Annotated in this window: 24 protein-coding genes; 12 read left to right on the plus strand and 12 right to left on the minus strand. The window is 66.4% G+C overall.

Annotated features, from left to right (window positions below; translation table 11 throughout):
* The first annotated feature begins 109 nt into the window (after positions 1 to 109).
* Positions 110 to 667, plus strand: coding sequence for an HNH endonuclease (locus ASE28_RS21055; protein ID WP_057201975.1), 558 nt, complete (start codon positions 110 to 112; stop codon positions 665 to 667).
* A 154-nt stretch (positions 668 to 821) separates the two neighbouring features.
* Here ASE28_RS21055 and ASE28_RS21060 read toward each other — a convergent pair whose 3' ends face one another.
* The 4 genes from ASE28_RS21060 to ASE28_RS21075 all read right to left on the minus strand — a co-directional run bounded on the left by ASE28_RS21060 (position 822) and on the right by ASE28_RS21075 (position 5,355).
* Complete coding sequence (locus ASE28_RS21060) at positions 822 to 2,207, minus strand: alpha/beta fold hydrolase (RefSeq protein WP_082608199.1); 1,386 nt, start codon at positions 2,205 to 2,207, stop codon at positions 822 to 824.
* 96 nt (positions 2,208 to 2,303) lie between these two features.
* Positions 2,304 to 3,419: an acyl-CoA dehydrogenase family protein gene (locus ASE28_RS21065; protein WP_057268360.1), complete on the minus strand. Its 1,116-nt coding sequence runs from the start codon at positions 3,417 to 3,419 to the stop codon at positions 2,304 to 2,306.
* Positions 3,420 to 3,431: 12 nt separating this feature from the next.
* Complete coding sequence (locus ASE28_RS21070; protein WP_057268361.1) at positions 3,432 to 4,613, minus strand: acyl-CoA dehydrogenase family protein; 1,182 nt, start codon at positions 4,611 to 4,613, stop codon at positions 3,432 to 3,434.
* Positions 4,614 to 4,659: 46 nt separating this feature from the next.
* Positions 4,660 to 5,355: a YceH family protein gene (locus tag ASE28_RS21075; RefSeq protein WP_057268362.1), complete on the minus strand. Its 696-nt coding sequence runs from the start codon at positions 5,353 to 5,355 to the stop codon at positions 4,660 to 4,662.
* 24 nt (positions 5,356 to 5,379) lie between these two features.
* Here ASE28_RS21075 and purN point away from each other — a divergent pair, with 24 nt between their 5' ends.
* Entirely contained in the window at positions 5,380 to 5,964 is a 585-nt protein-coding gene (gene purN, locus ASE28_RS21080) for a phosphoribosylglycinamide formyltransferase (protein WP_057268363.1), read from the plus strand.
* Between the two features lie 7 nt (positions 5,965 to 5,971).
* Here purN and ASE28_RS21085 read toward each other — a convergent pair whose 3' ends face one another.
* The 3 genes from ASE28_RS21085 to ASE28_RS21095 form a co-directional block, all read right to left on the minus strand.
* Positions 5,972 to 6,526, minus strand: coding sequence for a hypothetical protein (locus ASE28_RS21085; protein WP_057268364.1), 555 nt, complete (start codon positions 6,524 to 6,526; stop codon positions 5,972 to 5,974).
* Between the two features lie 211 nt (positions 6,527 to 6,737).
* Positions 6,738 to 7,715 carry a XopAW family type III secretion system calcium-binding effector gene (gene xopAW, locus ASE28_RS21090; RefSeq protein ID WP_057268365.1) on the minus strand — a complete coding sequence of 326 codons (978 nt, stop codon included), beginning with the start codon at positions 7,713 to 7,715 and terminating at the stop codon, positions 6,738 to 6,740.
* Positions 7,716 to 7,932: 217 nt separating this feature from the next.
* Entirely contained in the window at positions 7,933 to 8,202 is a 270-nt protein-coding gene (locus tag ASE28_RS21095; protein WP_057268366.1) for a DUF1653 domain-containing protein, read from the minus strand.
* Positions 8,203 to 8,252: 50 nt separating this feature from the next.
* Here ASE28_RS21095 and ASE28_RS21100 point away from each other — a divergent pair, with 50 nt between their 5' ends.
* From ASE28_RS21100 to ASE28_RS21110, 3 genes are all read left to right on the plus strand, one after another.
* Positions 8,253 to 10,109, plus strand: a complete 1,857-nt coding sequence (locus tag ASE28_RS21100) for a M48 family metallopeptidase (protein ID WP_057268367.1) — start codon at positions 8,253 to 8,255, stop codon at positions 10,107 to 10,109.
* A gap of 58 nt (positions 10,110 to 10,167) precedes the next feature.
* Positions 10,168 to 11,439 carry an RsmB/NOP family class I SAM-dependent RNA methyltransferase gene (locus ASE28_RS21105; RefSeq protein WP_057268368.1) on the plus strand — a complete coding sequence of 424 codons (1,272 nt, stop codon included), beginning with the start codon at positions 10,168 to 10,170 and terminating at the stop codon, positions 11,437 to 11,439.
* Positions 11,440 to 11,749: 310 nt separating this feature from the next.
* On the plus strand, positions 11,750 to 12,964 hold the full coding sequence (locus ASE28_RS21110) for a fatty acid desaturase (RefSeq protein WP_057201985.1): 1,215 nt from the start codon (positions 11,750 to 11,752) through the stop codon (positions 12,962 to 12,964).
* Here the strand turns inward: ASE28_RS21110 and ASE28_RS21115 are convergent.
* Positions 12,939 to 13,391 (minus strand): hypothetical protein, encoded by a 453-nt coding sequence (locus tag ASE28_RS21115; protein WP_057268369.1) that lies wholly within the window; start codon positions 13,389 to 13,391, stop codon positions 12,939 to 12,941. The two genes, ASE28_RS21110 and ASE28_RS21115, sit on opposite strands and share 26 nt — an antisense overlap.
* A gap of 125 nt (positions 13,392 to 13,516) precedes the next feature.
* Here ASE28_RS21115 and ASE28_RS21120 point away from each other — a divergent pair, with 125 nt between their 5' ends.
* Positions 13,517 to 15,001, plus strand: coding sequence for a PLP-dependent aminotransferase family protein (locus tag ASE28_RS21120; RefSeq protein ID WP_057268370.1), 1,485 nt, complete (start codon positions 13,517 to 13,519; stop codon positions 14,999 to 15,001).
* A gap of 75 nt (positions 15,002 to 15,076) precedes the next feature.
* Here ASE28_RS21120 and rpmG read toward each other — a convergent pair whose 3' ends face one another.
* From rpmG to trxB, 3 genes are all read right to left on the minus strand, one after another.
* Complete coding sequence (gene rpmG / locus ASE28_RS21125; protein ID WP_007859760.1) at positions 15,077 to 15,247, minus strand: 50S ribosomal protein L33; 171 nt, start codon at positions 15,245 to 15,247, stop codon at positions 15,077 to 15,079.
* 11 nt (positions 15,248 to 15,258) lie between these two features.
* Positions 15,259 to 15,492 carry a 50S ribosomal protein L28 gene (gene rpmB, locus ASE28_RS21130; protein ID WP_007859763.1) on the minus strand — a complete coding sequence of 78 codons (234 nt, stop codon included), beginning with the start codon at positions 15,490 to 15,492 and terminating at the stop codon, positions 15,259 to 15,261.
* A 248-nt stretch (positions 15,493 to 15,740) separates the two neighbouring features.
* The gene (trxB, locus tag ASE28_RS21135) at positions 15,741 to 16,694 is read right to left on the minus strand and encodes a thioredoxin-disulfide reductase (RefSeq protein ID WP_057201988.1); all 954 of its coding nucleotides are present in this window, start codon (positions 16,692 to 16,694) and stop codon (positions 15,741 to 15,743) included.
* A gap of 214 nt (positions 16,695 to 16,908) precedes the next feature.
* On the opposite strand from trxB, the gene ASE28_RS21140 reads away from it, so the two are divergent.
* The 3 genes from ASE28_RS21140 to lolA all read left to right on the plus strand — a co-directional run bounded on the left by ASE28_RS21140 (position 16,909) and on the right by lolA (position 20,669).
* A complete protein-coding gene (locus tag ASE28_RS21140; protein ID WP_057268371.1) occupies positions 16,909 to 17,586 on the plus strand; it encodes a Crp/Fnr family transcriptional regulator in 678 nt (225 codons plus the stop codon).
* A 51-nt stretch (positions 17,587 to 17,637) separates the two neighbouring features.
* Positions 17,638 to 19,974: a DNA translocase FtsK gene (locus ASE28_RS21145; protein WP_057201990.1), complete on the plus strand. Its 2,337-nt coding sequence runs from the start codon at positions 17,638 to 17,640 to the stop codon at positions 19,972 to 19,974.
* Between the two features lie 62 nt (positions 19,975 to 20,036).
* Positions 20,037 to 20,669, plus strand: coding sequence for an outer membrane lipoprotein chaperone LolA (gene lolA, locus ASE28_RS21150; RefSeq protein ID WP_057268372.1), 633 nt, complete (start codon positions 20,037 to 20,039; stop codon positions 20,667 to 20,669).
* A 21-nt stretch (positions 20,670 to 20,690) separates the two neighbouring features.
* Here the strand turns inward: lolA and ASE28_RS21155 are convergent, their stop codons facing one another.
* Entirely contained in the window at positions 20,691 to 21,047 is a 357-nt protein-coding gene (locus tag ASE28_RS21155) for a hypothetical protein (RefSeq protein ID WP_057268373.1), read from the minus strand.
* Positions 21,048 to 21,251: 204 nt separating this feature from the next.
* Between ASE28_RS21155 and ASE28_RS21160 the strand changes: the two genes are divergently transcribed.
* The 3 genes from ASE28_RS21160 (at position 21,252) to ASE28_RS21170 (ending at position 24,925) form a co-directional block, all read left to right on the plus strand.
* A complete protein-coding gene (locus ASE28_RS21160; protein ID WP_057268374.1) occupies positions 21,252 to 22,589 on the plus strand; it encodes a replication-associated recombination protein A in 1,338 nt (445 codons plus the stop codon).
* Between the two features lie 316 nt (positions 22,590 to 22,905).
* Positions 22,906 to 23,835, plus strand: coding sequence for a branched-chain amino acid ABC transporter permease (locus ASE28_RS21165; RefSeq protein WP_057201994.1), 930 nt, complete (start codon positions 22,906 to 22,908; stop codon positions 23,833 to 23,835).
* Between the two features lie 10 nt (positions 23,836 to 23,845).
* Positions 23,846 to 24,925, plus strand: coding sequence for an ABC transporter ATP-binding protein (locus ASE28_RS21170; RefSeq protein WP_057201995.1), 1,080 nt, complete (start codon positions 23,846 to 23,848; stop codon positions 24,923 to 24,925).
* The last annotated feature ends 11 nt before the right edge of the window (positions 24,926 to 24,936 follow it).

Below are 24,936 nucleotides of genomic sequence, written 5' to 3' on the forward strand. Positions count from 1 at the left end.
GTCATGAAAACAGAGTATATTGTGTACTACGGACTTCACAGCGCAGTGGGGTCCGCGAGACATCCGCGTTCCGATTCCTTGTGTTCATTCTTGTTCCAGGAGGCGTGTTTTGAAGGTCTTGAAGCTGTCAGCCCAGGGGCTGCCCCAGTCGTGGATATCGCTGGAGCAGGCGGTCATCCACTACGCCGCGGGGGAGGTGCGCTGGGAGTCCGGCGGCCACATCGCGCGCTTTCGGGGTGGCTACAACGCCGTCACGGGCGAACAATCGGTGATTGCCATCAACAGCATCATCGGTACCAAGGGTGTGCCCAGCATCAACCCCTTCGATCTCAAGCCGGGCCTGACCAACAGCAAGCTCTTCGTGCGCGACCGCAACGTGTGCGCCTACTGCGGCGGGCACTTCCACGAAGACAACCTCACGCGCGAGCACATCGTGCCCTTTGCCCGCAACGGGCAGGACCACTGGATGAATGTGGTGACGGCCTGCCGGCCCTGCAACCACAGGAAGGGGCCGCGCACACCGGAGCAGGCGCACATGCCGCTGCTTTACGCGCCCTATGTGCCCAGCCTGTGGGAAGACTTCATCCTGCGCAACCGACGCATCCTGGCCGATCAAATGGAATTCCTGATGGCCCACGTCCCCAAATCTTCGCGTCTTCTTGCCTAGCGGGCGGAGCGGCCAATACGGCCCTTCTGGCGTCGTTGTTCCGTCTTGCCGTACTAGCGTACTGTCTGCGACATAACGCCTAGCCATAGGGGCCGTCTTGACCACTCTTGGGGATGTGCTGCACGGAATTCGGGTACCGCGCAGCGTCTGCTCATCAATACGTCAGTTCCAGAAACACCAGGTGCCCGCTGGCTGCGGGCCATGTCTGCCCCACCACCCGTTCGCCGTTGAACTGCGCTGCCACGCTGCGTTGTGCAGAGCCTTCGGGCTTGATCTTGGCCGATGCGGCGCCGGCGCCTGCCGGCACGCCCACGGGGGGCACGCCGTCGAACAGCATCTGGTCGCGTGCCGGGTCCAGGTAGCCGCGGGGGCGGGTCATGGTGACCACGGTGGCGGCCGCCTTATCGGCGTCGGCGATGCGTTCGGCGCGCAGGTGCACGATGGTGCTGCTGCGCGGGAAGCCGCTGCGGTAGATGTGGGTGGTGGCGTAGCCGGGCGCGGCGATGGCGAATTCCAGCGGGGAGCCGGTGGGTACGACCAGCGGGCCCCACTGGCCGTCGGCCGCCACGGTGGTGCGCAACAGGGCGTTGCCGGTGCGGGCACCCGTGGCCGGGTCGGTGGCATACACCTCCAGCTGCGCACCGGGCAGGGGCAGGTTGTTGCTGAAATTGCCGGTCTTGGCGTCCAGCGGGTCCACGCCCAGGCCGGTGACCTTGCCCGAGATCGCCACGCGCGCTTCGCTGGCGATGGCGGTGGCCGCAGGGGCCTTGCCGGTGATGAACTGGTAGGCCGCCGCAAAGGCGGCGGGTGAGAACGAGGTCTCTCGGTGGTCGATGCGCGGGATCACCACGTTGGTCGCGCCCTTGAGTTCGGGGCCTGCCGCGGTGACGTTGGTGGCCGTTCCCTTCTGGCCGATCCACAGGCCGTCGGGTTGGGCGAACTTGTCGTTGCTGTCCGAGCGCACGGTCATCCACTGCACGGGGCCGGTGACTTCGTCGCCTGCGGCGTTCTTGGGTGCATTCAGGCCTTTGAGGAAGGGGCCGGTGCCGGCGAACTCGCTGCCTTCGCGAAAGCCGGGAATCGCCCACACCCCGTGGTTGGGCGTGCCGCCCAGGATGGCGTGGCTCACGGTCTGCTCGCCGCCGCCGTTCTGGATGTAGTTGCGGATGGCATTGCCGCCGCGCGAGTTGCCCATGAGCACGACCTTGCGCGCGCCCGTGGCCTTGAGCACCTTGTCCACTTCGGCCTTGAGGTAGGCCATGTGCTCGGCCGCCGAGGTGCGTCCGGGCTGGGCCTTGGTGTCGTCGTCACGGTTGATCGGGTAGGGCACGTCGATGGCGTGCAGGCGCTCGCGCGGCCAGCCGTTGGACTCGAATCGCCAGGCCGTGGTCTGCCACAGCGCAGCCGTGTCGCCATTGCCGTGCACGAAGACGATGGGGGGCAACGCCTGCTGTGAAGGGCCTTGCGTGGCGCAGCCGGCGAGGGCCATCACGGCAGTGGCTGCGGCGATCAGTGCGAACCGGCGTTGCAGGGGAATCATCATCATGGTGTTCTTCTCAGGAAATAAAAAATGCCCGTGGATCGGTTAAATCCACGAGCATGATCGATGGGTGTTACGCACTTGCGTCAGTTGTTCTCAGGCAAACACGCCGGCCGTGTCCTGCATGCGGGCCGACACTTCACCGAGGTGGTGCAGCGTGTCGCCAAAGGTCATTTCAAGTTGCGTGAGCTTCTTGAAGTAGTGGCTGCCGATGTACTCGTCGGTCACGCCGATACCGCCGTGCAGCTGTACCGACTGCTGGCCCACGAAGCGCATGGACTGGCCCAGTTGCACCTTGGCGCGCGCCATGGCGGCGCGGCGCTCGGCAGCAGGCGCGCCCAGCTTGAGGCTGGCGTAGTAGCTCATCGAGCGGGCCAGTTCGAGCTGCATCTTCATGTCGGCCACTCGGTGGCGCAGGGCCTGGAAGCTCGAGATCAGCACGCCGAACTGCTTGCGCTGGTTCATGTACTCCACCGTGGCGGCCACGGTCTTGTCCATCACGCCCACTGCTTCGGCGCAGGTGGCGGCAATGCCGGTGTCCACGGCCAGTTCCAGCGCGGCCAGGCCGTCGGTGGTCACCAGGGTGGCGGGGGCGTTGGCCAGTTGCACTTCGGCGGCGCGGCTGCCGTCCTGCGTCACATAGCCCTTCGTGACCACGCCGCTGGCAGAGCGCTCCACCAGGAACAGCGCGATCTTTCCGTCCAGCTGGGCGGGCACGAGGAAGGCATCGGCCTGGTCGCCCGTGGCGACGATGCTCTTGGTGCCGGTCACGCTGTGGCCGCTGCCCGCTGCCGTGGCCTTTGCATCGCACACATCCAGGCGGTAGCGCGCCTTGCGCTCCTGCTGGGCCAGCACCACCAGGGCTTCGCCGCTGGCAACGCGGGGCAGCCAGGCACCCTGCACCTCGGCAGAGCCGTACTGCGAGAGCACGGCACTGGCGATGAAGGCCTGGGCGAGGGGCTCGAGCACCATGCCGCGCCCCAGCTCCTCGGCCACCACCATCGCGTCGATGGCGCTCTGGCCCAGGCCGCCGTTGTCTTCAGGCACGGTCAGCGCCGTCAGGCCCAGCTCGGCCAGTTCGGTCCAGGCCTCGCGCGAGAAGCCGCCGGCCTCCACGGCCGCGCGGCGGCGCTCGAAGGTGTAGCCCTTGTCCACCCATTTGCGCACGGCGTCGCGCAGCTGTTCCTGGTCGTCAGAGAAGTCGAAATCCATGTTTTTGTCTCCTTAGCCCAGAACCGTCTGCGCCACGATGTTGCGCTGCACTTCGTTCGAGCCGCCGTAGATGGTGGTCTTGCGCAGGTTGAAGTAGGTCGATGCCAGGGGCGCGTTGGCCACCTCGCCGCCAGGAAAGTCGCCTTGCCAGCCGGCTTCCATGGCCTCTTCAATGAAGGGCAGGGCGAAGGGGCCGGCGGCCAGCATCATCAGCTCGGCGTAGCGCTGCTGGATCTCGCTGCCGCGGATCTTGAGCAGGCCGGCGATATCGAGCGAGTTCTTGCCCGATTTCTCGGCCGAGAGCACGCGCAGCACCAGCATTTCGAGGGCCACGATGTCCACTTCGAGCAGGGCCACCTGGTCGCGAAAGCGCGCGTCGTCCCACAGGCCTTCGGTCTTGGCGATGCGCTTCAGGCGCTCGAGTTCGCGCTTGCTGCGGTTCACGTCGGCGATGTTGGTGCGCTCGTGGCTCAAGAGGTGCTTGGCGTAGGTCCAGCCCTTGTTCTCTTCGCCGATCAGGTTCTCGGCCGGCACTTCGACGTTGTCGAAGAACACCTCGTTGACCTCGCACTCGCCGTCGAGCAGCTTGATCGGGCGCACGGTGACGCCGGGCGACTTCATGTCCAAGAGCAGGAAGGAGATGCCGGTCTGCGGCTTGCCCTCGGTGCTGGTGCGCACCAGGTTGAACATCCAGTCGCCGTACTGGCCCAGCGTGGTCCAGGTCTTCTGGCCGTTGACGATGTACTTGTCGCCCACGCGCTCGGCGCGTGTCTTGACCGAGGCCAGGTCCGAGCCCGAGCCCGGTTCGCTGTAGCCCTGGCTCCACCAGACTTCGCCGCTGGCGATGCCGGGCAGAAAGCGCTTTTGCTGCTCGGCATTGCCGAAGGCCATGATCACCGGGGCCACCATCACGGGGCCGAAGGGGATGATGCGCGGAGCGCCGGCGAGGGCGCACTCTTCTTCGAACAGGTGCTTTTGCACGGCGGTCCAGCCGGGGCCGCCGAACTCCTTGGGCCAGCCAAAGCCGAGCCAGCCCTTCTTGCCCAGTATCTTGGCCCAGCCCTGCAGGTCGTCACGGGTCAGGCGCAAGGCGTTGTGCACCTTGTGGGAAATGGCGGGCGGCAGATTGCTGTGGACCCATGCGCGAACTTCGTCGCGGAAGGCCTGTTCTTCGGGGGTGAATGCGAGATCCATGCGGCTTGTCTCCTGAGAAGTCGTGTTTGTAGCACGGTCGTTCGTTTTATTCCTGTCCGGGTGGCGACATCGCCGGCGCCACCGGCTCGATGCCCAGCTCGGCGCACAGCCGTTCCACCGTGGCGCGCAGACCGGCCACCTCGGTCTCCAGCGCCGCCACGCGCGATTGCAGTGCCCCGGTTGCCCCGCCCGTGGCGGGCGCGGCAGCGCTGCTGCTGGTGTCCACCGGGCCGCACAACAGGTGCGTCCAGCGTGGCTCGCGTGCGCCCGGTGCGCGCGGCAGCAACACCACCAGGGGCCCGCCTTTCTCGGCACTGCGCTCCTGCAGCTCGTCCAGGAAGGCCTCGACCGAGGAAATGTCGGCAAAGCGGTACCAGCGCTCGGCGTTGATGCGCAGCTCGCCCGCCGTCTGCGGGCCGCGCAGCATCAGCAGGCCCAGCAGCACCGCCGATTGCTCGGGTACGCCCACGCCGCGCTGGAAGTTGTGCTCCCAGCGCGTGGTGCGGTTGCCGCTGGTCTCGAATGCCAGGGTCAGCTGGCGCAGGGAGTCGAGCGCCTCCTGCGCCTCGGCATCGCTCAGCGCCATCACCGGCTCGCGGCTGGTCTTCTGGTTGCAGCCGGTGAGCAGGCCGTTGAGCGACATCGGGTAGCTGTCGGGCACGGTGCGGGCTTTCTCCATCAGCGTGGCCAGCACGCGGGCCTCGTTCGCGGTCAGGGGTCGGTTTGCGGGTTCGAAGGGCATGGCTGGGATAATCCGTGGCAATTTATGAAGAACATCGTGATTTTGATCTCCGGCAGCGGTTCCAACATGGCGGCCATCGTGCGCACCGCGCAACAGGAAGACTGGGCCCGCCGATACGGCGCCCGGGTGGCCGCCGTGCTGAGCAACAAGGCCGACGCGGCGGGCCTGTCGTTTGCCCGCAGCGAAGGCATCGCCACCGAGGCGCTCGACCACAAGGCCTTCGACAGCCGCGACGCCTTCGACACCGCGCTCGCGCAGGCCGTCGACCGGTACGAACCCTCCCTGGTGGTGCTGGCCGGCTTCATGCGCATTCTCACCCCGGGGTTCGTGGCGCGCTATGCGGGCCGGCTGATCAACATCCACCCGTCCCTGCTGCCCGCCTTCACGGGCCTGAACACCCACCAGCGCGCGATCGACGCGGGCTGCAAGGTCGCGGGCGTGACGGTGCACCAGGTGACGGACGAATTGGACGTGGGCCCCATCCTGGACCAGGCCGTGGTTCCCGTGCTGCCAGGGGACACGGCCGAGACGCTGGCCACGCGTGTGCAGGCGCAGGAGCATGTGATCTACCCGCGTGCCGTGCGGGCCTTCGTGGCGGCCCTGGCGTAATCCCGGACTACAGGCTGCGCACCACCTGCGCTTCACTGCTGTCCAGCAGATCCTGGGCCAGTGCCGCCTGGTGCGAATCGCTCGGGTGGGCCACCACCACCCATTGGCGCTTGCGCAGCGCTGACCGCACCCGGTTCACGACCCAGACGCGGTCGGGCCGCAGCGCGTTCAGCGCCCCCAGCATGAGGCCGAAGGTGGTACCGAAACCCACGATGGCGACGAAGGCCAGCAAGGGGTTGTTCAATACGGCGGGATCATGGGTGGCGATCAGGTAGCAAAACGCCGTGAGGCCCAGCACGGTGCCCACCATGGCGGCAATGGCATGGGTACGCACCAGGGTGGTGAACACGCCGCGGGCTTCTGGCTCCAGCGCCCGGCTGAGCAGATCGCGGTTGCGCAGGTCCGCGTGCTGTGGCCCCAGCAGCCGGACCTGGCCGGGCTCCATGCCAGGCAGTCGCAGCAACCGGCGCACGGCAATGTCCGCATCGGCCTCCCGGAGGAAAAATCCGACGACCTTGCTCAGCGACTTTTCGCTGCACATTCCTTGCAATAGATAGTCCATGGTGTGCTCCGTGCCATGCGCACCAGGTGCGAGGCGTGCAGTGCTCCCAGCCTGGAATGGCGGGTCATTTCCGCGTTCAACCCGTGGCAGCATGGGACGTTGTGGGTGATGGCTCCCAAGATAACCCGGGCATAGCGCCCGGGCTGTAGGACAGTGCGGCATGGGGGCGCAAGCCCGTTCCCTGCCCGCCGTTCCCCATGCCTTTCTGTTGTCAGGCCAAGGCGCTCAGAGTGCTGCCGGTGCTCGACCAGGATCCCGCAGCCGCCTCGTACTGGCTGCGTGCGAATTGGGCCAGTTTCATCAGGTCCGTCTTCTGCCCGCTGTCCGCCGTCTGGTCACCGGTATCGGTGCTGCTGGCACTGGTGAGCGGGCTGGTCAACTGGTCGATGAAGGAGCGGGCCTCCTCGCTGCTGATACTGCTGTCGCCGTCGGTGTCGATGGTCTTGAACAGTTCCGTGATGGCGTCCGTCTGGGCGGCACCCGCCGCCTGCTCTGCGGCGGACACCACCCCGTCCTCGTTGGTATCGAGCGGGTCGTAGGTGGTGCCGCTGCTGGCCGAGGCGCCGCCGGGACCGCCTGGCCCACCGGGCGGCGGCGGGGGCATGCCGCCCACGGCACCGCCACCGACGTCGCCCGACGGCCGGCCGGCGTCGAATTCGGCCTCCGAAAGGCTGCCGTCGCCGTCCGCGTCGAGCTGGCTGAACAGTTCGTCGCTGCTGACACCCGTCTTGCTGGCCGTGCCGCCGGACATCTTCTCCAGCAAGGCCTGCAGCTCGGTCTGGCTGACTGCGCCGTCGCCATCGCTGTCCACCTTGCCGAACAGGTCGTCGCCAGCCTGGCCTGTGGCGCTCGTGCTGCTGCCGCTGTCGCTGCGCGACTGGGCAAAGGCCATGGTCGAGGGCGGTGGGGGCATGGCGCTCTGCATCGTCTTGCCCAGCTCGTCGGCATTGAGGCTGCCGTCCCCGTCGCTGTCGTACTGCTGGACCAGGTCGGCAGCGCTGGCCTGGCTGCTCACGCCGGTCTTCTTGGCCACATCGTCCAGCAGGCCCTGCAGTTCGGTACCGCTCACGCCGCCGCTGCCGTCGGCGTCTATTTTGGCCAGCAGCCGCTCCGGCGAGGGCCCCGGGCGTGGCGCCCGCTGCACACTTGCACTGGACCAGGCACTGCTGACGCTACTGATGCTCGTCATCGTCGTTCCTTCCAAGGGTTGCGGGCTGCGGCCCGTGCTCCCCGAAGTGGCGAACAACGCCGGCAACGGCCCGGATCCCATTCTTCAAAGGCCAGGTCAAGGCGGTTTGTACTGTTTGTGTCCATGGGGACACAATGGCGGCATCCATCTGCCGAACTGGCGGATGATTGCCGGCCAGTTCGGCGTTTTGGCCCCGTGCGGTTGTGCAGGTTGGCGATCAGGCCGGTGCCGACGGTGGGGGCAAAGCCTCGTCGGCGCATTTCTCGAAGCGCGGGCGCATTCGGCCATCGCTCAGCACCTCCTCGGCGAACTTGGCCGCCGGGCGTACCCACAGGCCGCGCTGGCCGTACAGCGCGCGGTACAGCGTCATGGGCTCCAGGGTTTCGCTGTGGCGCACGGTGTCGATCACCTCGTACAGCATGCCCTTGTAGTGCCGGTACAGGCCGGGCGGGGTCGGGGTGATTTGGGGCAGGTCGTCGTCGGTCATGTTGGTTAGGATGGCAGGTGGTCAAAAAACAAGGTTGAGGGGGAAATCCAGTGGATCAGGCAGATTTTGTGCACCTGGTGCGCATGAGCGAGCATGCCAGCGCCGACAACAGCCGCCGTTATCGGCTCGGCGTGGCTGCGTTCGCCGCGCTGGGCTATGCCTGGGTGCTCGGTTGCCTGGCCGTGGGGGCCGGCCTGATCGCCTGGGTGATACCGCAGCTGTTCAATGGCCGGTTCCGGCTGGTGCTGGTGTTGGTTCTGCTGGGTGCGGCCAGCCTGCTGTGGGTGAGTATCCGCGCGCTGTGGGTGCGCGTGGACGAGCCCAAGGGCATGGAGATCACCGCGCTGGAGGCCCCCGAGCTGTTCGAGGCGCTCGAGCGCATGCGCCGCAAGATCAAGGGCCCGCCCATCCACCATGTGTACCTGAACGACGAATTCAACGCCAGCATCCAGCAACTGCCCCGCTACGGGCTGCTGGGCGGGGCGGTGAACTACCTGACCATCGGCCTGCCGCTGCTGCTGGCGCTGGACCGGCCGCGCTTTCTGGCCGTGCTCGCGCACGAGTACGGGCACCTGCGGGGCGACCATGGCCGTTTTGCGGCCTGGATCTACCGCACCCGGCTGACCTGGATGCGTTTGAACAGCAGCCTCGAAGACGACGAGGGCGCCGTGGCCGTGGCCACCCAGGCCTTCATGCGCTGGTATTTCCCGCGCTTCGTCGCCAAGACCTTTGCACTGGCGCGCCAGGACGAGTACGAAGCCGATCGCATCGCAGGCCGCCTGCTGGGGCGCGATATCACGGCGGCCGCGCTGATCGAGATCGAGGTGCGCGGCGAATGGCTGCACAGCACCTTCTGGGGTGACCACTGGTGCGCAGCGGCCGGCAATCCCTTGCCGGTGGGGCCTTACCGCGCCATGCGCAAGCGCCTGGCCGAAGTGCCGGATGCGGCCTTTGCCAACGATGCCCTGCGCCAGGCGCTCAAGCGCATCAGCAGCGTGGACGACACCCACCCGGGCCTGCGCGACCGCATCGAGTCGCTGGATGCGGTGCCCACCGTGCCTGCCGAGTGGTCGCGCGGCAGCGCGCTGGCCCTGCTGGGCCCCGAGGCCAAGCGCTGGGTGGCGCATTTCGACAAGCAGTGGTGCCGCGACAACGCCAGTGAATGGAAGCGCCACCACGGCTGGCTGGGCCGGGTGCGCGACCGGGCGCAGACCCTGCAGGCGGGCATGCCCCAGGCCAGCGCCGCAGAACTGGTGGAGCTGGCTCGCCTGCAGCGCCACCTGGACCCACGGGCCGATGTGCGCGGCCTCTATGCCACGGCACTGCAGCGCAGCACCGACCACCCCGGTGCCCTGCGCGGCCTGGTGCAGAGCCTGCCCGCCGACGACCGCGAGGGCCGCATGGCCCTGCTGCACCGCCTGTGGGAGGCCGGCAGCAGCGACCGCTATTGGACCGCACGCACCGCCCTGGCCGAGCTCGAAACCCCGCGCATTGGCTATGACCACGACGCCACGGCCTTCAAGCAGTGGCGCAAGCGCCTGGAGCGCGCGCAGGAGTCCGAGGAGCGCGCCTGGGAGGAACTTTCGGGCACCTCGTTCTTCAGCCAGACCACGCGCCACGACCTGAGCCCGTTCGAGCTCGAAGAACTGCAGGCCGAGCTGGTGCGCTATGCCGACGTGGAGCGCTGCTGGCTGGTGCGCAAGAACCTGCGCGAACACCCGCAGCGGCGCGCCTACCTGGTCTTCGTGGACCTGCCCGACCTGGACGACGGCAGCCGCTACCAGCTGTGCCGCGCCATGGAGCGCCAGCTCGGCTTGCCCGGCCCGGCGCTGGTGCTCTGGGCCGGTGAATCGCCCACGCTCAAGGAAATCCAGCGCTCGGCGTTCGATCCCGTGTTTACCCGCTGATTGAAGGTAGCTGATGCCGTAAAAGCGGGCCTTGGGGCCACAGTGGGACAATCGGGGGATGCATCCCAAAGTTCTTCTCGACGCCTGTGCCGAACTCGTCAGGCTCACCCTCACTTTTGAACACCCCGCCGACGCGGTGGTCTCGCGCTTTTTCCGTGACAACCGGGGCCTGGGGCCCCGCGAGCGCGCCACGCTGGCCGAAACGGTCTACACCGTGCTGCGCAAGAAGTTGCTGTTCGACCACATGGCGCCCTCGGGCTCCGGCCCCAAGGAGCGCCGCCTGGCCATTTTGGGCTTCTACGGCCCGCGCGATTTTCTGGAGGGCGCCCTGACCGACCAGGAGCGCAAGTGGCTTGACCAGTGCGATGGCGTCACGGTCGACGACCTCATGGAGCGCCACCGCCACAATTTGCCCGAGTGGCTGGTGCAGCCCCTCAAGGACCAGTTGGGCACCGGTTTCTGGCCACTGGTAGAAAGCCTGTCGAATGCCGCGCCGCTGGACCTGCGCGTCAATGCCCTGCAGGACAAGCGCGCCGATGTGCAAAAAGAGCTGGCCAAGGCCGGCATCAAGGCCGTTGCCACGCCGTACTCGCCCTGGGGCCTGCGCATTGACGGCAAGCCGGCGCTGGCCAAGCTCGACGTCTTCACCCGCGGTGCCGTGGAAGTGCAGGACGAAGGCTCGCAGTTGCTGGCCTTGCTGCTCGATGCCAAGCGCGGCGAGATGGTCGTCGATTTCTGTGCCGGAGCGGGCGGCAAGACGCTGGCCATCGGTGCCACCATGCGCAACACCGGTCGCCTGTACGCCTTTGACGTGTCGGGCCACCGGCTCGACGCCCTGAAGCCGCGCCTGGCGCGCAGCGGCCTGTCCAACGTGCACCCGGCCGCCATCGCGCACGAGCGCGACGACCGCATCAAGCGCCTGGCCGGCAAGATCGACCGGGTGCTGGTCGATGCGCCGTGCTCGGGCCTCGGGACCCTGCGCCGCAACCCCGACCTCAAGTGGCGCCAGTCGCCCCAATCGGTCGAAGAGCTCGTGGCCAAGCAAACCGCCATCCTTGCCAGCGCCGCACGCCTGCTCAAATCCGGTGGCCGGCTGGTGTATGCCACCTGCAGCATCCTGCCGCAGGAGAACGAGGCGATTGCCGAGGCCTTCAGCGCTGCCCACCCTGATTTCGTGCCGCTGGATGCAGGCGAAACCCTCGCGCAGCTCAAGGTGGAGGGTGCTGAAAAATTGTGCAGTGGCGGTGCCTCGGGCACTGGTTATCTGCGCCTGTGGCCCCATATCCACCAGACAGACGGGTTTTTTGCCGCGGTCTGGATAAGGAAGTAAGCACCCCCTGAGGCGCTTCGCGCCTTCACCCCTCTCTCGACTCGCTGCGCGAGTCGGGAGGGGGACGCCCCCGGCGCGGCGGGGCGGCCCTTGCGCGGGGGCACTGGCTTGGGCCGCGCCAGTTTCGACGGTCTTGGGCGAGTGCTCGTTCTGGCAGAGGGGTTGCCTGGCCTTGTCGTCCAGGCGACGCAGGGGCCAATTCACTCTGGATACTGTGGATAACCTCTAATCAAAAAGAGGGGCCGCGCTTTAAAATCGCAGTACCCGCCATCGCTGGTGGCCGGGTACTTTGTACAAGGTTCTGTTGAATATGCTGTTACCCGACTGGGTTGTACTGAACGCGGCCATCGACTGGCTCGGCCATGGCCTGTGGAATCTCGCCTGGTGGGAGATCGTTCTGTACACGCTGGCCACCACGCACATCACGATTGCGGCGGTCACCATCTTTCTGCACCGTGCGCAGGCCCACCGCTCGGTGGACCTGCACGCGATTCCTTCGCATTTTTTCCGCTTCTGGCTGTGGCTCGGCACCGGCATGGTGACCAAGGAGTGGGTGGCCATCCACCGCAAGCACCACGCCAAGTGCGAGACCGTGGACGACCCGCACAGTCCGCAGACGCGCGGCCTCGATACCGTGATGTGGCGTGGCGCCGAGCTGTACCGCGCGGAGTCGAAGAACCTCGAGACAATGAAGAAGTTCGGCCACGGCACGCCCGATGACTGGATCGAGCGCAACGTCTACACCCGCTTCAGCTGGCAGGGCGTGGGCCTGATGCTGGTGCTCAATCTGGCGCTGTTCGGTGCCGTGGGCGCCGCCGTCTGGGCCGTGCAGATGCTCTGGATCCCTTTCTGGGCCGCCGGTGTGGTCAATGGTGTGGGCCATTATTGGGGCTACCGCAATTTCGAGGCGCAGGACGCCAGCACCAACCTCTCGCCCTGGGGTCTGGTCATCGGTGGCGAAGAGCTGCACAACAACCACCACACCTACCCCACCTCGGCCAAGTTCTCGGTCAAGCCCTACGAGTTCGACATTGGCTGGGCCTACATCAGCCTGATGAAGTCCATCGGCTGGGCCACCGTGAAGAAGGTGCCGCCCAAGCTGCAACGCGGCGACGTGAAGCCCGTGGCCGACGAGAAGACGCTGGAGGCGCTGATCGCCAACCGCTACGAGGTCATGGCCGGCTATGCCCGCGGCGTGCGCCAGGCGTGCAGGGAAGAGATCGCCGCGCTGCAGGCCCGCCAGGCCGACGCCTCGGTGCTCAAGGCCGCCAAGCGCTGGCTGCACCGCGACGCCGAGAAGGTGCCCGCCGGTGCCTTGCCCCAGCTGGCCCAGGTGCGTGCCGCCCATCCGGCCCTGGACAAGATGGTGACCATGCGTGAAGAGCTGCGCCAGCTGTGGCTCAACACCACGCAGTCGCGCGAGCAGCTCACCGCCGACCTGCAGGCCTGGTGCCGCCGGGCCGAAGAGAGCGGCATTGCCGCGCTGCGTGATTTCTCGATCAGCCTGCGGGCTGCGCGCGCCTGACGAGCAGTTTCCTCAGGCTGCGCCAAAGCCGCTGCAGGGCCCCGTGCCCTGGGCGGCTTTTTTCATGGGCCCCCGGTGATTCGGCAGGCTGCGTGAGGTCGGCGCCCGCTGGCATGGTCAGTGTGAGCGCGGCGGGTGACGACCCCTGGGCCTGAACGCCCACCCACATGCCCTGCGGGCTGCGCCAGGCCGCATGGGGTGGCAGGCAGGCCGGAGGCGCGGCACCCAGGTGGCCCGGCGCCGTGCTTTGCAGCAGGGCCGTGCCCGAGAGGCTGCGCAGTTCGCAGCCCGCGTCCAGCCAGACGAGGCGGCCCTGGCCAGCGGCCAGTGGCAGGTGCAGGACCTGCGGCGGGCCGCCGCTGGCCGCGAAGGGGGGGTGGAGTGGTGGTGCTGTTTCATGCCTCCACCGTAGGGTGGCAGCCTGCATCGCAACAGGCACAGAAACCGGCTGGGGGATGCAGAGCAGCGGATTGATTTTTGCTCTGTTCTGGTCGGTTTTCGGTAGTCCTGTATCTGTTCTGGTTGGCGGTTCGGGCGCATCATGGGCAGGCCATGCCCGTCACATCCACAGCGAACCTTCCCCTGTACCGCCAACTGGCCGACTACTACCAGCAGGCGGTGGCCCAGGGTGTGCTGCTGCCCGGTGCGCGCATGCCGTCGGTGCGCGAGCTGATGCAGCGCCACGGGGTGAGCCTTTCGACCGCGCTGCAGGCGCTGCGCACCCTGGAGGAGCAGGGTAGCGTGCAGGCGCGCCCCCGGGTCGGCTACTTCGTGCAGGACCCGCAGGTGTACCTGCTGGACCACAGCAGCGAACCCGACCCCTGTTGCCCGGTGCAGCAGATCGATGGCACCCAGTTCGCGGGCATCAACGAACGCATTTCGCTGTGGCTGGAGCAGGGGCGGCGCGCGCAGGTGCGCGTGGACCTGGGGGCCGCCATGCCCGCGCCCCAACTCTTCGACCACCTCACCCTCAACCGGGTGGGCGCCGCGCTGCTGCGCGAGTTTCCCGACGTGCTGGTGCAGGGCCATTCGCGGCCCGGCACGCACCCGCTGTTCCAGGCCGTGATGGCCCGGCAGGCGCTGGAAGTAGGCGTCCACGTGGCGCCACAGGACGTGATGGCCACGCTGGGCAACTCGGATGCGGTGAATCTGGCGCTCGCGGCGGTGACCGAGCGCGGCGATGTCGTGGCCGTGGAATCCCCCACCTTCTATGGCGTGCTGCAGGCCGTGGAAACGCAGAACCTGCGCGCGCTGGAGATCCCCAGCAGCTCGCGCACCGGCATCTCGCTCGATGCGCTGGAGCTGGCCGTGCAGCACGAGCCCCGCCTGAAGGCCGTGGTCGTCGTGCCGCACCTGCAGATGCCCAATGGCGCGCTCATGCCCGACAGCCACAAGGAGCGGCTGGTGGCGTTCTGCCGGCGCCACGGGCTGGCGCTGATCGAGGACGATATCTACCGCGAGCTGGTCGATGTGCCCGAGCTCCAGCGCCCGCTCAAGGCCTGGGACGAGACGGGCCAGGTGATCTACTGCGTGTCCTTCAACAAGACCCTGGCGCCGGGACTGCGCCAGGGGTGGATGAATGGGGGGTGGTGGCATGACCGCATCCAGATCCTCAAATTCGCCCGCACGCGCAACATGCAGGTCTGGTCCCAGTTGCTGGCGGCACGCACCGTGGGCACTGCCGCGCACGAACGCCACCTGCGCCGCTTTCGCAGTGCGCTGCGGGTGCAGCGCGAGCGCGGCGTGCAGATGGTGGCGCGGCATTTTCCGCAGGGCACGCGCCTGTCCGTGCCGCCCGGCGGGCTCAGCCTGTGGATCGAGCTGCCCGCAGGCGTGTCCTCGTCGCTGCTGTTCGAGCAGGCGCTGGCCCTGGGCATCCGCGTGGCGCCGGGGCCCATCTTCTCCAATTCGGGGCGGTACGAGGGCTTTCTGCGCCTGAGCTGCGGCCTGCCGTTCTCGCCCGAGGTGGAGTGGGCCTACGGCGAACTCGGGCGCCTGCTGCACGGGCAAGTCCGGGCCCTTCGGCAGGCCGCCTGAGGGCCTGTGTGCGGCCAAAGAAAAAGCCGCCTGGCAGAGTACCGGGCGGCTTTTTCGGGGAGAACCAGCGCTGAATTACTTCAGCTTGATTTCCTTGTATTCGACGTGCTTGCGTGCCTTGGGATCAAATTTCATGATCAGCATCTTTTCAGGCATCGTCTTCTTGTTCTTGGTCGTGGTGTAGAAGTGACCGGTACCCGCAGTGGATTCCAGCTTGATCTTGTCGCGTCCGCCTTTGCTTGCCATGGTGTTTCTCCTTAAGCCTGGCCACGTGCGCGCAGGTCTGCGAGCACCGAGTCAATACCGTTCTTGTCGATCAAACGCAGGGCAGCGCTCGAAACGCGCAGGCGAACCCAGCGGTTTTCGGTCTCGACCCAGAAACGGCGGTATTGCAGGTTCGGCAGGAACCGGCGCTTGGTTTTGTTGTTGGCGTGGGAAACATTGTTCCCGACCATGGGCTTCTTGCCCGTTACGTCGCAGACGCGTGCCATGAGGACACTCCGATACTTTTTAACGGCCGTTCGCTGCGTGCTCGCGGGATGTTTCCCAAAAGCACAGCTTGCGACCTCACCTCGCCAGAAAGGGTGGCGGTAACCCCGGGCAGACCGATGTGGCCGGCCCGATTGGATTTTTGCCTGCAGGAAAAGCGGGTACGAAAATACCCGCCTGAATTCAGGAAAGCCTCGGATTATAGCGGCCCGCGCGCCGGGGCGTCAAATTGCGTCCCGGGTGGCGGTTTTCAGTCCTGCTGTTCGAGAAAGCGCTGGGCGTCGAGCGCGGCCATGCAGCCCGTGCCGGCGCTGGTGATGGCCTGGCGGTACACATGGTCTGCCACGTCGCCGGCCGCGAAGACGCCCGGCACGCTGGTCTGCGTGGCAAAGCCCTTGAGCCCGCCCTGCGTGATGATGTAGCCGCCTTCCATCTCCAGCTGGCCCTGGAAGATGTCGGTGTTGGGCGAGTGGCCGATGGCGATGAAGCAGCCGTGCAGCGTGATGTCCTCGGTGCTGCCGTCCTTGGTGCTCTTGATGCGGATGCCGGTCACGCCGGTGGCGTCGCCCAGCACCTCGTCCAGCGTGTTGAACAGCTTGAGCTCGATCTTGCCAGCGGCGACCTTCTCGTTGAGCTTGTCCACCAGGATGGGCTCGGCCTTGAACTTGTCGCGGCGGTGCACCACGGTGACCTTGCTGGCGATGTTGGAAAGATACAACGCTTCTTCGACGGCCGTGTTGCCGCCGCCGACCACGGCCACGGGCTTGTCGCGGTAGAAGAAACCATCGCAGGTGGCGCAGCCCGACACACCCCTGCCCATGAAGGCTTCTTCGGAGGGCAGGCCCAGGTACTTGGCCGAGGCGCCGGTCGCCAGGATCAGCGCGTCGCAGGTGTAGGTGCCGCTGTCACCGGTGAGGGTGAACGGGCGCTTGCTGAAGTCGACCTTGTTGATGTGGTCGAAGATGATCTGCGTCTTGAAGCGCTCGGCATGCTCCAGAAAGCGCTGCATCAACTCCGGACCCTGCACGCCATGCACGTCGGCGGGCCAGTTGTCGACCTCCGTCGTGGTCATCAGCTGGCCACCCTGGGACATGCCGGTGATCAGCACCGGGTTGAGGTTGGCACGGGCGGCGTAGACCGCTGCGCTGTAGCCGGCCGGGCCGGAGCCTAGGATCAGAACTTTCGCGTGTTGGGTGGTAGACATGGTAAAAGCCTGTGTTTTGCGCCCGCTGCACGGGGCGCTGTTGGGAAAGCTGGGGGGCAGGGCGCCAAGTATCAACCGCGCACGGTCTTCACACGCAGGCCCATTTTCAATCACGGCGATTGTAAGAACCCATCAGGGAGTGCGATGGCGCGCCCCTGTGATAACCCCGCTGCGGCACCGGTGGAGCCGCGCCTTTTTGAGAGGAGAAGTTTCCATGTCAACGATGTTGTCCAACCTGGACCTGCTGCGCCGGGTACCGCTGTTCTCGCTGCTCACCGTGGCACAGGCCGAGGTGATCAGTGGCGCCGTGGTCAAGAAGCGCTTCAAGCGCGGGGAGGCGCTGGTCGAGCAGGGGCAAAAATCCAACGCACTGTTCATCCTGCTCACCGGGCGGGCGCGCGTGCTGACGACCGACAGCCGGGGCCGCGAGGTGATCCTGGCCAACCTGGCGCAGGGCGACTACCTGGGCGAGATGAGCATCATCGACAACGAACCGCACTCCGCCACGGTACGCGCCGAGGTGCAGACCGACGTGCTGATGCTCGGGCGCACCGAGTTCGCGCGCTGCCTGACCGAGAACGCCTCCATGTCGCTGGTGGTCATGCGCGGCCTGGTCAAGCGCCTGCGCCATGCCGACCGCAAGATCGAATCCCTGGCCCTGCTGGACGTGTATGGCCGCGTGGCCCATGCGCTGCTGGATTTCGCGGTCACCGATGCGCAGGGCCAGCGCATCATCCGCGACAAGATATCGCGCCAGGATCTGGCCAAGATGGTCGGTGCCTCGCGCGAGATGGTCAGCCGGGTCATGAAGGACCTGGAGGAGCGCGGTTTCATCGAGGTGCTGGCCACCGGCGCTACCGTGCTCAAGGACCGCCTGGACGCGCTGGGCTGATCCTGCGCGCCGGTTCCGGGCGGTGCTTGGGGTAAGCTTGCCCGGCTCCTTATGACCTATTCACTCAATACCCTGAACGCATCGTCCGCCGCGAAGTCGCCGCCCCGCACGGGAGCGGCCCGCTTCGGGCATGAAATCGGCCTGGTGCTGGGGCTGCTGGCCCTGGTTTTCTGGCTGCTGGCGCTGGTCAGCTACTCGGCGCAGGACGCCGCCTGGTCGTCCTCGGGGCCCTCGGACTCGCGTGCCGTGCTCAACTGGGCCGGGCGCATCGGTGCCTGGCTGGCCGACGGCAGCTACTTCGCCCTGGGTTTCTCCGTCTGGTGGTGCGTGGCGGCGGGCGTGCGCTCGTGGCTGTCGTCGCTGGCACGCTGGATGCGCGGCGGCGAGGTGCTGCCCGGTGCCGTGAGCCCCATGGCACGCCGCGGCCTGTTCTGGGGTGGGTTGGTGGTGCTGATGTGTGCCAGCACCGCGCTCGAATGGTCGCGCCTGTACCGCTTCGAATCGCTGCTGCCTGGCCATGCTGGCGGGGTGCTCGGCTTCCTCACGGGGCCGGCCAGCGTCAAGTGGCTGGGCTTCACGGGTTCGGCCCTGCTGTGCATCGTGCTCGCCGTGCTGGGAGCGGCGCTGGTGTTCCGTTTCTCCTGGGGCCATGTGGCCGAGGTGCTGGGCGGGCGCATCGATGCGCTGGTGCAGTCGCGCCGCACGCAGCGCGAGGTGGCCAAGGATGTGGCCGTGGGCCGCAAGGCCGCGCGTGAGCGCGCCGTGGTGGTGCTGGAAGAGAAGACCGAGAGCGAGGAGCACCACCCGCAACCGGTGCAGATCATCGAGCCTATCCTGGTCGACCCGCCGCTGAGCGCCCGCGTGGTCAAGGAGCGGCAAAAGCCCCTGTTCACCGAGATGCCCGACAGCAAGCTGCCGATGGTGGACCTGCTCGATGGTCCGCTGCAGCGCCAGGAGACGGTAGCGCCCGAGACGCTGGAGATGACCAGCCGCCTGATCGAGAAGAAGCTCAAGGATTTCGGCGTGGAGGTGCGCGTGGTGGCGGCCATGCCCGGCCCGGTGATCACGCGCTACGAGATCGAGCCCGCCACGGGCGTGAAGGGCTCGCAGATCGTGGGCCTGGCCAAGGACCTGGCGCGCTCGCTGAGCCTGGTGTCCATCCGCGTGGTGGAGACCATCCCCGGCAAGAACTTCATGGCGCTGGAACTGCCCAACGCCAAGCGCCAGTCGATCCGCCTGTCCGAGATTCTGGGCTCGCAGGTCTACCACGAGGCCAAGAGCATGCTCACCATGGGCCTGGGCAAGGACATCGTGGGCAATCCGGTGGTGGCCGACCTGGCGAAGATGCCGCACGTGCTGGTGGCCGGTACCACGGGCTCGGGCAAGTCGGTGGGGATCAACGCCATGATCCTGTCGCTGCTGTACAAGGCCGAGGCACGCGACGTGCGCCTCCTGATGATCGACCCGAAGATGCTGGAAATGTCGGTCTACGAGGGCATTCCGCACCTGCTGGCCCCCGTGGTCACCGACATGAAGCAGGCCGCCAACGGCCTGAACTGGTGCGTGGCCGAGATGGAGCGCCGCTACAAGCTCATGAGCAAGCTCGGGGTGCGCAACCTGGCCGGCTACAACGTCAAGATCGACGAGGCCAAGGCGCGCGAGGAGTTCATCTACAACCCCTTCAGCCTCACGCCCGAGGAGCCCGAGCCACTGCAGCGCCTGCCGCACATCGTGGTGGTGATCGACGAGCTGGCCGACCTGATGATGGTGGTGGGCAAGAAGATCGAAGAGCTGATCGCGCGCCTGGCGCAGAAGGCGCGCGCCGCCGGCATCCACCTGATCCTGGCCACGCAGCGCCCCAGCGTGGACGTGATCACCGGCCTGATCAAGGCCAACATCCCGACCCGCATCGCCTTCCAGGTGAGCAGCAAGATCGACAGCCGCACCATCCTCGACCAGATGGGCGCCGAAGCGCTGCTGGGCATGGGCGACATGCTCTACATGGCCAGCGGCACCGGGCTGCCGATCCGCGTGCATGGCGCCTTCGTCTCGGACGAGGAAGTCCACCGTGTCGTCCATTACCTCAAGGAACAAGGGGAGCCGGACTACATAGAGGGGGTGCTGGAAGGCGGAACTGTGGACGGCGACGGGGATCTGTCAGGGGAGGGCGGTGGCGGTGAAGGGGGTGAAAAAGACCCCATGTACGACCAGGCCGTAGAAGTGGTCCTCAAGGACCGCAAGGCCAGCATCTCCTACGTCCAGCGCAAGCTGCGCATCGGCTACAACCGGTCCGCCCGCCTGCTCGAAGACATGGAGAAGGCGGGCCTGGTCAGCGGCCTGACCACCAGCGGCCAGCGCGAAGTGCTGGTGCCCGCGCGCCCCGAGTAATCGGTGCAGCGGCTGCGGAGCATGCGTTTTGCGGCCTGCAACCCCACAGACAGGAGCTTTTGTTGAAAAAAATTGTGACAGCCATCGTGATCGCCGCCAGTGCCCAGTGGGCCAGTGCGGACGGACTCAAGAGCCTGGAAGCGTTCATGAAGAGCACCCAGACCGGCCGTGCCGATTTCACCCAGGTGGTGACCTCGCCGCCCAAGGAGGGGCAGACGGCGCGCACCAAGAACTCCAGCGGCTCCTTCGAGTTCCAGCGCCCCGGGCGCTTCAAGTTCGTCTACAAGAAGCCTTTTGAGCAGACCATCGTGGCAGACGGCCAGACCCTGTGGCTGCATGACGTGGACCTGAACCAGGTGACGCAGCGCGCCCAGGCGCAGGCCCTGGGCACCACGCCGGCTGCGCTGCTGGCGTCGGCGCCCGACCTGTCGGCGCTCAAGGCGGATTTCACCCTGGAGTCGGCGCCCGAGGCCGACGGCCTGCAGTGGGTGCTGGCACGCCCCAAGGCCAAGGACGGGCAGCTGCAGAGCGTGCGCGTGGGGTTTGCGGGCGAGCAGCTCGCGGCCTTGGATATCCTGGACAGCTTCGGCCAGCGCTCGGCCATCCGCTTCAGCGGCATGCAGGCCAATGCGGCGCTGCCGGCCGGCACCTTCCAGTTCAAGCCGCCCGCCGGGGCAGACGTGGTCAAGCAGTAAATCTGCGGGTGGCGCTGGCGCCTATTTCTTCTGGATGACGCCGCGCGCGTAGCCCCCATGGGCGGAGGGCAGCACCATGCAGATCATGGCGCGGCCCTGCTGCTTGTTGAGCTGCTGCACCACCTTGTGCTGGTCGTCGTAGTCCTCGCCCGCGCGCAGGTCTGCTGCCGTCTTCTTGATGCGCTTGAGCAACTCTTGCACCTTGTCGTCGTTGATGGCGAGGTTTGGGCAGTTCTTGGCCGCGAAATCGGCCGACGCGAGGGCCGAGCCCAGTTGTGCCTCAATGGCCTCGGCTTCGGTTACGTCGGCATGGGCGGTGCTGCACAGCAGGGCGGAGCTCAGGAGCAGGGGCAGGGTGCAAAAAGAGACTGGTTTCATGGGTCAGGGGATCCAGGTGCAGGAGCAAGAATGGGAATGGGGTTGTGCCCCGCCCCGAAAAGCGCTTGTTTATAAGCGATGGGCATGGGGTGCGCGTTCCATGTGCCCCAGCGTCATCGTTACAAAATGCAGCGGCCGCTGCCTGTGTTGGAATCGGTGCATGCCGCAGGTTGCCATCCACACGGTCCCCGTTTCTTCGCCACCATGAGTACGTCCCGCAGTTCCCCTTCGCCATCCACCGCCGCCCACCAACCCCTGGCCGAGCGCCTGCGCCCGCGCACGCTGGGCGAAGTGATCGGGCAGCAGCAGGTGCTGGGGCCGGGCATGCCGCTGCGCCTGGCGTTCGAATCGGGCCGTCCGCACAGCTGCATCCTGTGGGGCCCGCCGGGCGTGGGCAAGACCACCATTGCGCGGCTCATGGCCGATGCCTTCGACGCGCAGTTCATCAGCATCAGTGCCGTGCTGGGCGGGGTCAAGGACATCCGCGAGGCGGTGGAGCGGGCCGAGCTGGCGCGTGACGGCCTCATGCAGCAGCGCACCATCGTCTTCGTCGATGAGGTGCACCGCTTCAACAAGAGCCAGCAGGACGCGTTTTTGCCGCATGTGGAAAGCGGCCTGTTCACCTTCATCGGCGCGACCACCGAGAACCCCTCGTTCGAGGTCAACTCTGCGCTGCTTTCGCGCGCCGCCGTGTACGTGCTGCAGCCGCTGTCGACCGAGGACCTGCAGCAGCTCGTGGCCCTGGCCCAGGCGCACAAGGCGCTGCCCGCCATCGAGCAGGACGCCATCGACCGCCTTGTGGCCTATGCCGACGGCGATGCCCGGCGCCTGCTCAACACGCTGGAAACACTGGCCATGGCGGCGACGCAGGAGCAACTGGCCGAGATCACGGACGCCTGGCTGCTCAAGGTGCTGGGCGAGCGCATGCGCCGCTACGACAAGGGTGGCGAGCAGTTCTACGACACCATCAGCGCGCTGCACAAATCCGTGCGCGGCTCGGACCCCGATGCGGCGCTGTACTGGCTGGTGCGCATGCTCGACGGTGGTGCCGACCCGCGCTACATGGCGCGGCGCCTGGTGCGCATGGCCAGCGAGGACATCGGCCTGGCCGATCCGCGCGCTCTGCGCCTGGCGCTCGATGCCGCCGAGGTCTACGAGCGCCTGGGCACGCCCGAGGGCGAGCTGGCCCTGGCCGAGTGCGTGGTCTACCTGGCCGTGGCACCCAAGTCGAATGCTGTCTACAGGGCTTACAACGCTGCGCGCGCCTGGGTCAAGCAGGACGGGACGCGCCCGGTGCCCATGCACCTGCGCAATGCACCGACAAAGCTCATGAAGCAACTCGACTATGGCAAGGGCTACCGCTACGCACACGACGAGGAAGGCGGCTTTGCGGCGGGCGAAAACTACCTGCCCGAGGGCATGCCGGCGCCTGGTTTCTACCAGCCGGTGGAACGCGGGCTCGAAATCAAGATCGCACAGAAATTGCGTGAGCTGCGCAATCGCAATACCACCGCCGATGGCGCCGACCTCCCCGAGGACTGATTGGCCGCAGGAGAAACGGCGAAAAACCGACGTTATGCCGATTTTGCATGATCCTGGTAATAAGTTTGCTCAGCAATATTCTTGCGTGTATCAAAAATACTTATGTGCCCGGCCCGTCACTGATGGACCCGCAACCCGAGGGAAAACCCCGCCAATCCTGAAGAGGGGCTCCTGACACTACTGGCTACAATCCCGTCCACAAACCCGCACAGCTGCATTTCTGGCGGGTTTTTTGCTAGATGGCAGTCGGGCCCACAAGGCTGTACCGATTCCGGTGCCTGCGCTTGGGGTGCGTTACAAACGAAGGACTTCTCTTATGGACATTTTGCTGCAACAGATCATCAACGGTCTGGTTCTCGGCAGCATGTACGCCTTGATAGCCTTGGGCTACACGATGGTGTACGGCATTATTCAACTGATCAACTTCGCCCACGGCGAGGTGCTCATGATCGGTGCACTCACCAGTTGGAGCTGTATCGGGTTAATGCAAGGGGCCATGCCTGGCGCGCCCGGCTGGCTCATCCTGCTGCTAGCCACCATCATCGCGTGCGTGGTCGCTGCCACCCTGAATTTCGTGATCGAGAAGGTCGCCTACCGGCCACTGCGCAGCAGCCCGCGCCTGGCGCCCCTGATCACCGCCATCGGCATGTCCATCCTGCTGCAGACGCTGGCCATGATCATCTGGAAGCCCAACTACAAGCCGTACCCGACGATGCTGCCCAGCACGCCGTTTGAGGTCGGTGGCGCTTACATCACCCCCACCCAGATCCTGATCCTGGGCGTGACCGCAGTGGCGCTGGCCTCGCTGATGTACCTGGTGAACCACACCAACCTGGGCCGCGCGATGCGTGCCACGGCAGAGAACCCCCGCGTGGCTTCGCTGATGGGCGTCAAGCCCGACATGGTGATCTCGGCCACCTTCATCATCGGTGCCATCCTGGCGGCCATCGCCGGCATCATGTACGCCTCCAACTACGGCACGGCGCAGCACACCATGGGCTTCCTGCCCGGACTCAAGGCCTTCACGGCCGCCGTGTTCGGCGGCATCGGCAACCTGGCCGGCGCGGTGGTCGGCGGCATCCTGCTGGGCCTGATCGAGGCCATCGGCTCGGGCTACATCGGCACCCTCACGGGTGGCCTGCTGGGCAGCCACTACACCGACATCTTTGCTTTCATCGTGCTGATCATCATCCTCACGCTGCGCCCCTCGGGCCTGCTGGGCGAGCGTGTGGCCGACCGAGCCTGAGGACCTTGTCATGAAAAACAACAACCTTGCCAAATGGGTCATGGGCGGCATCGCGCTGCTGATTCTCCCGCTCATCCTCCAGTACTTCGGCAACGCCTGGGTGCGCATCGCCGACCTGGCCCTGCTGTACGTGATGCTGGCCCTGGGCCTGAACATCGTGGTCGGCTACGCCGGCCTGCTCGACCTGGGCTATGTGGCGTTCTATGCCGTGGGTGCCTACCTGTTCGCGCTGATGGCATCGCCCCATCTGGCCGATACCTTCACCGCGTTTGCCGCCATGTTCCCCAATGGGCTGCACACCTCGCTGTGGGTGGTGATACCGTTGGCGGCACTGGTTGCGGCGCTCTTCGGGGCGGTGCTCGGGGCGCCGACGCTCAAGCTGCGCGGCGACTACCTGGCCATCGTGACATTGGGCTTCGGTGAGATCATCCGCATCTTCCTGAACAACCTGGACCACCCCGTCAACCTGACCAACGGCCCCAAGGGCCTGGGGCAGATCGACTCGGTCAAGATCTTCGGCCTGGATCTGGGCAAGCGGCTGGAGCTGTTTGGCTTCGACATCAACTCCGTCACGCTGTACTACTACCTGTTCCTGGTGCTGGTGATCATCAGCGTCATCATCTGCTACCGCCTGCAGGACTCGCGCATCGGCCGCGCCTGGATGGCCATCCGCGAAGACGAGATCGCCGCCAAGGCCATGGGCATCAACACCCGCAACCTCAAGCTGCTGGCCTTCGGCATGGGCGCTTCGTTCGGCGGCGTCTCGGGTGCCATGTTCGGTGCCTTCCAGGGCTTCGTCTCGCCCGAGTCCTTCAGCCTGATGGAGTCGGTCATGATCGTCGCCATGGTGGTGCTCGGCGGCATCGGCCACATCCCGGGCGTGATCCTGGGCGCCGTGCTGCTGTCGGCCCTGCCCGAAGTGCTGCGGTACGTGGCCGGCCCGCTGCAGGCCATGACCGACGGCCGCCTCGATTCCGCCATCCTGCGCCAGTTCCTGATTGCCGTGGCCATGATCGTCATCATGCTGATGCGCCCCCGTGGTCTGTGGCCTGCGCCCGACCATGGCAAGAGCCTCACGCAGAAGTCCTGAACACCACCGAA

The organism is Acidovorax sp. Root219 (assembly GCF_001428665.1).
In the GTDB taxonomy this organism is placed as follows: domain Bacteria; phylum Pseudomonadota; class Gammaproteobacteria; order Burkholderiales; family Burkholderiaceae_C; genus Acidovorax.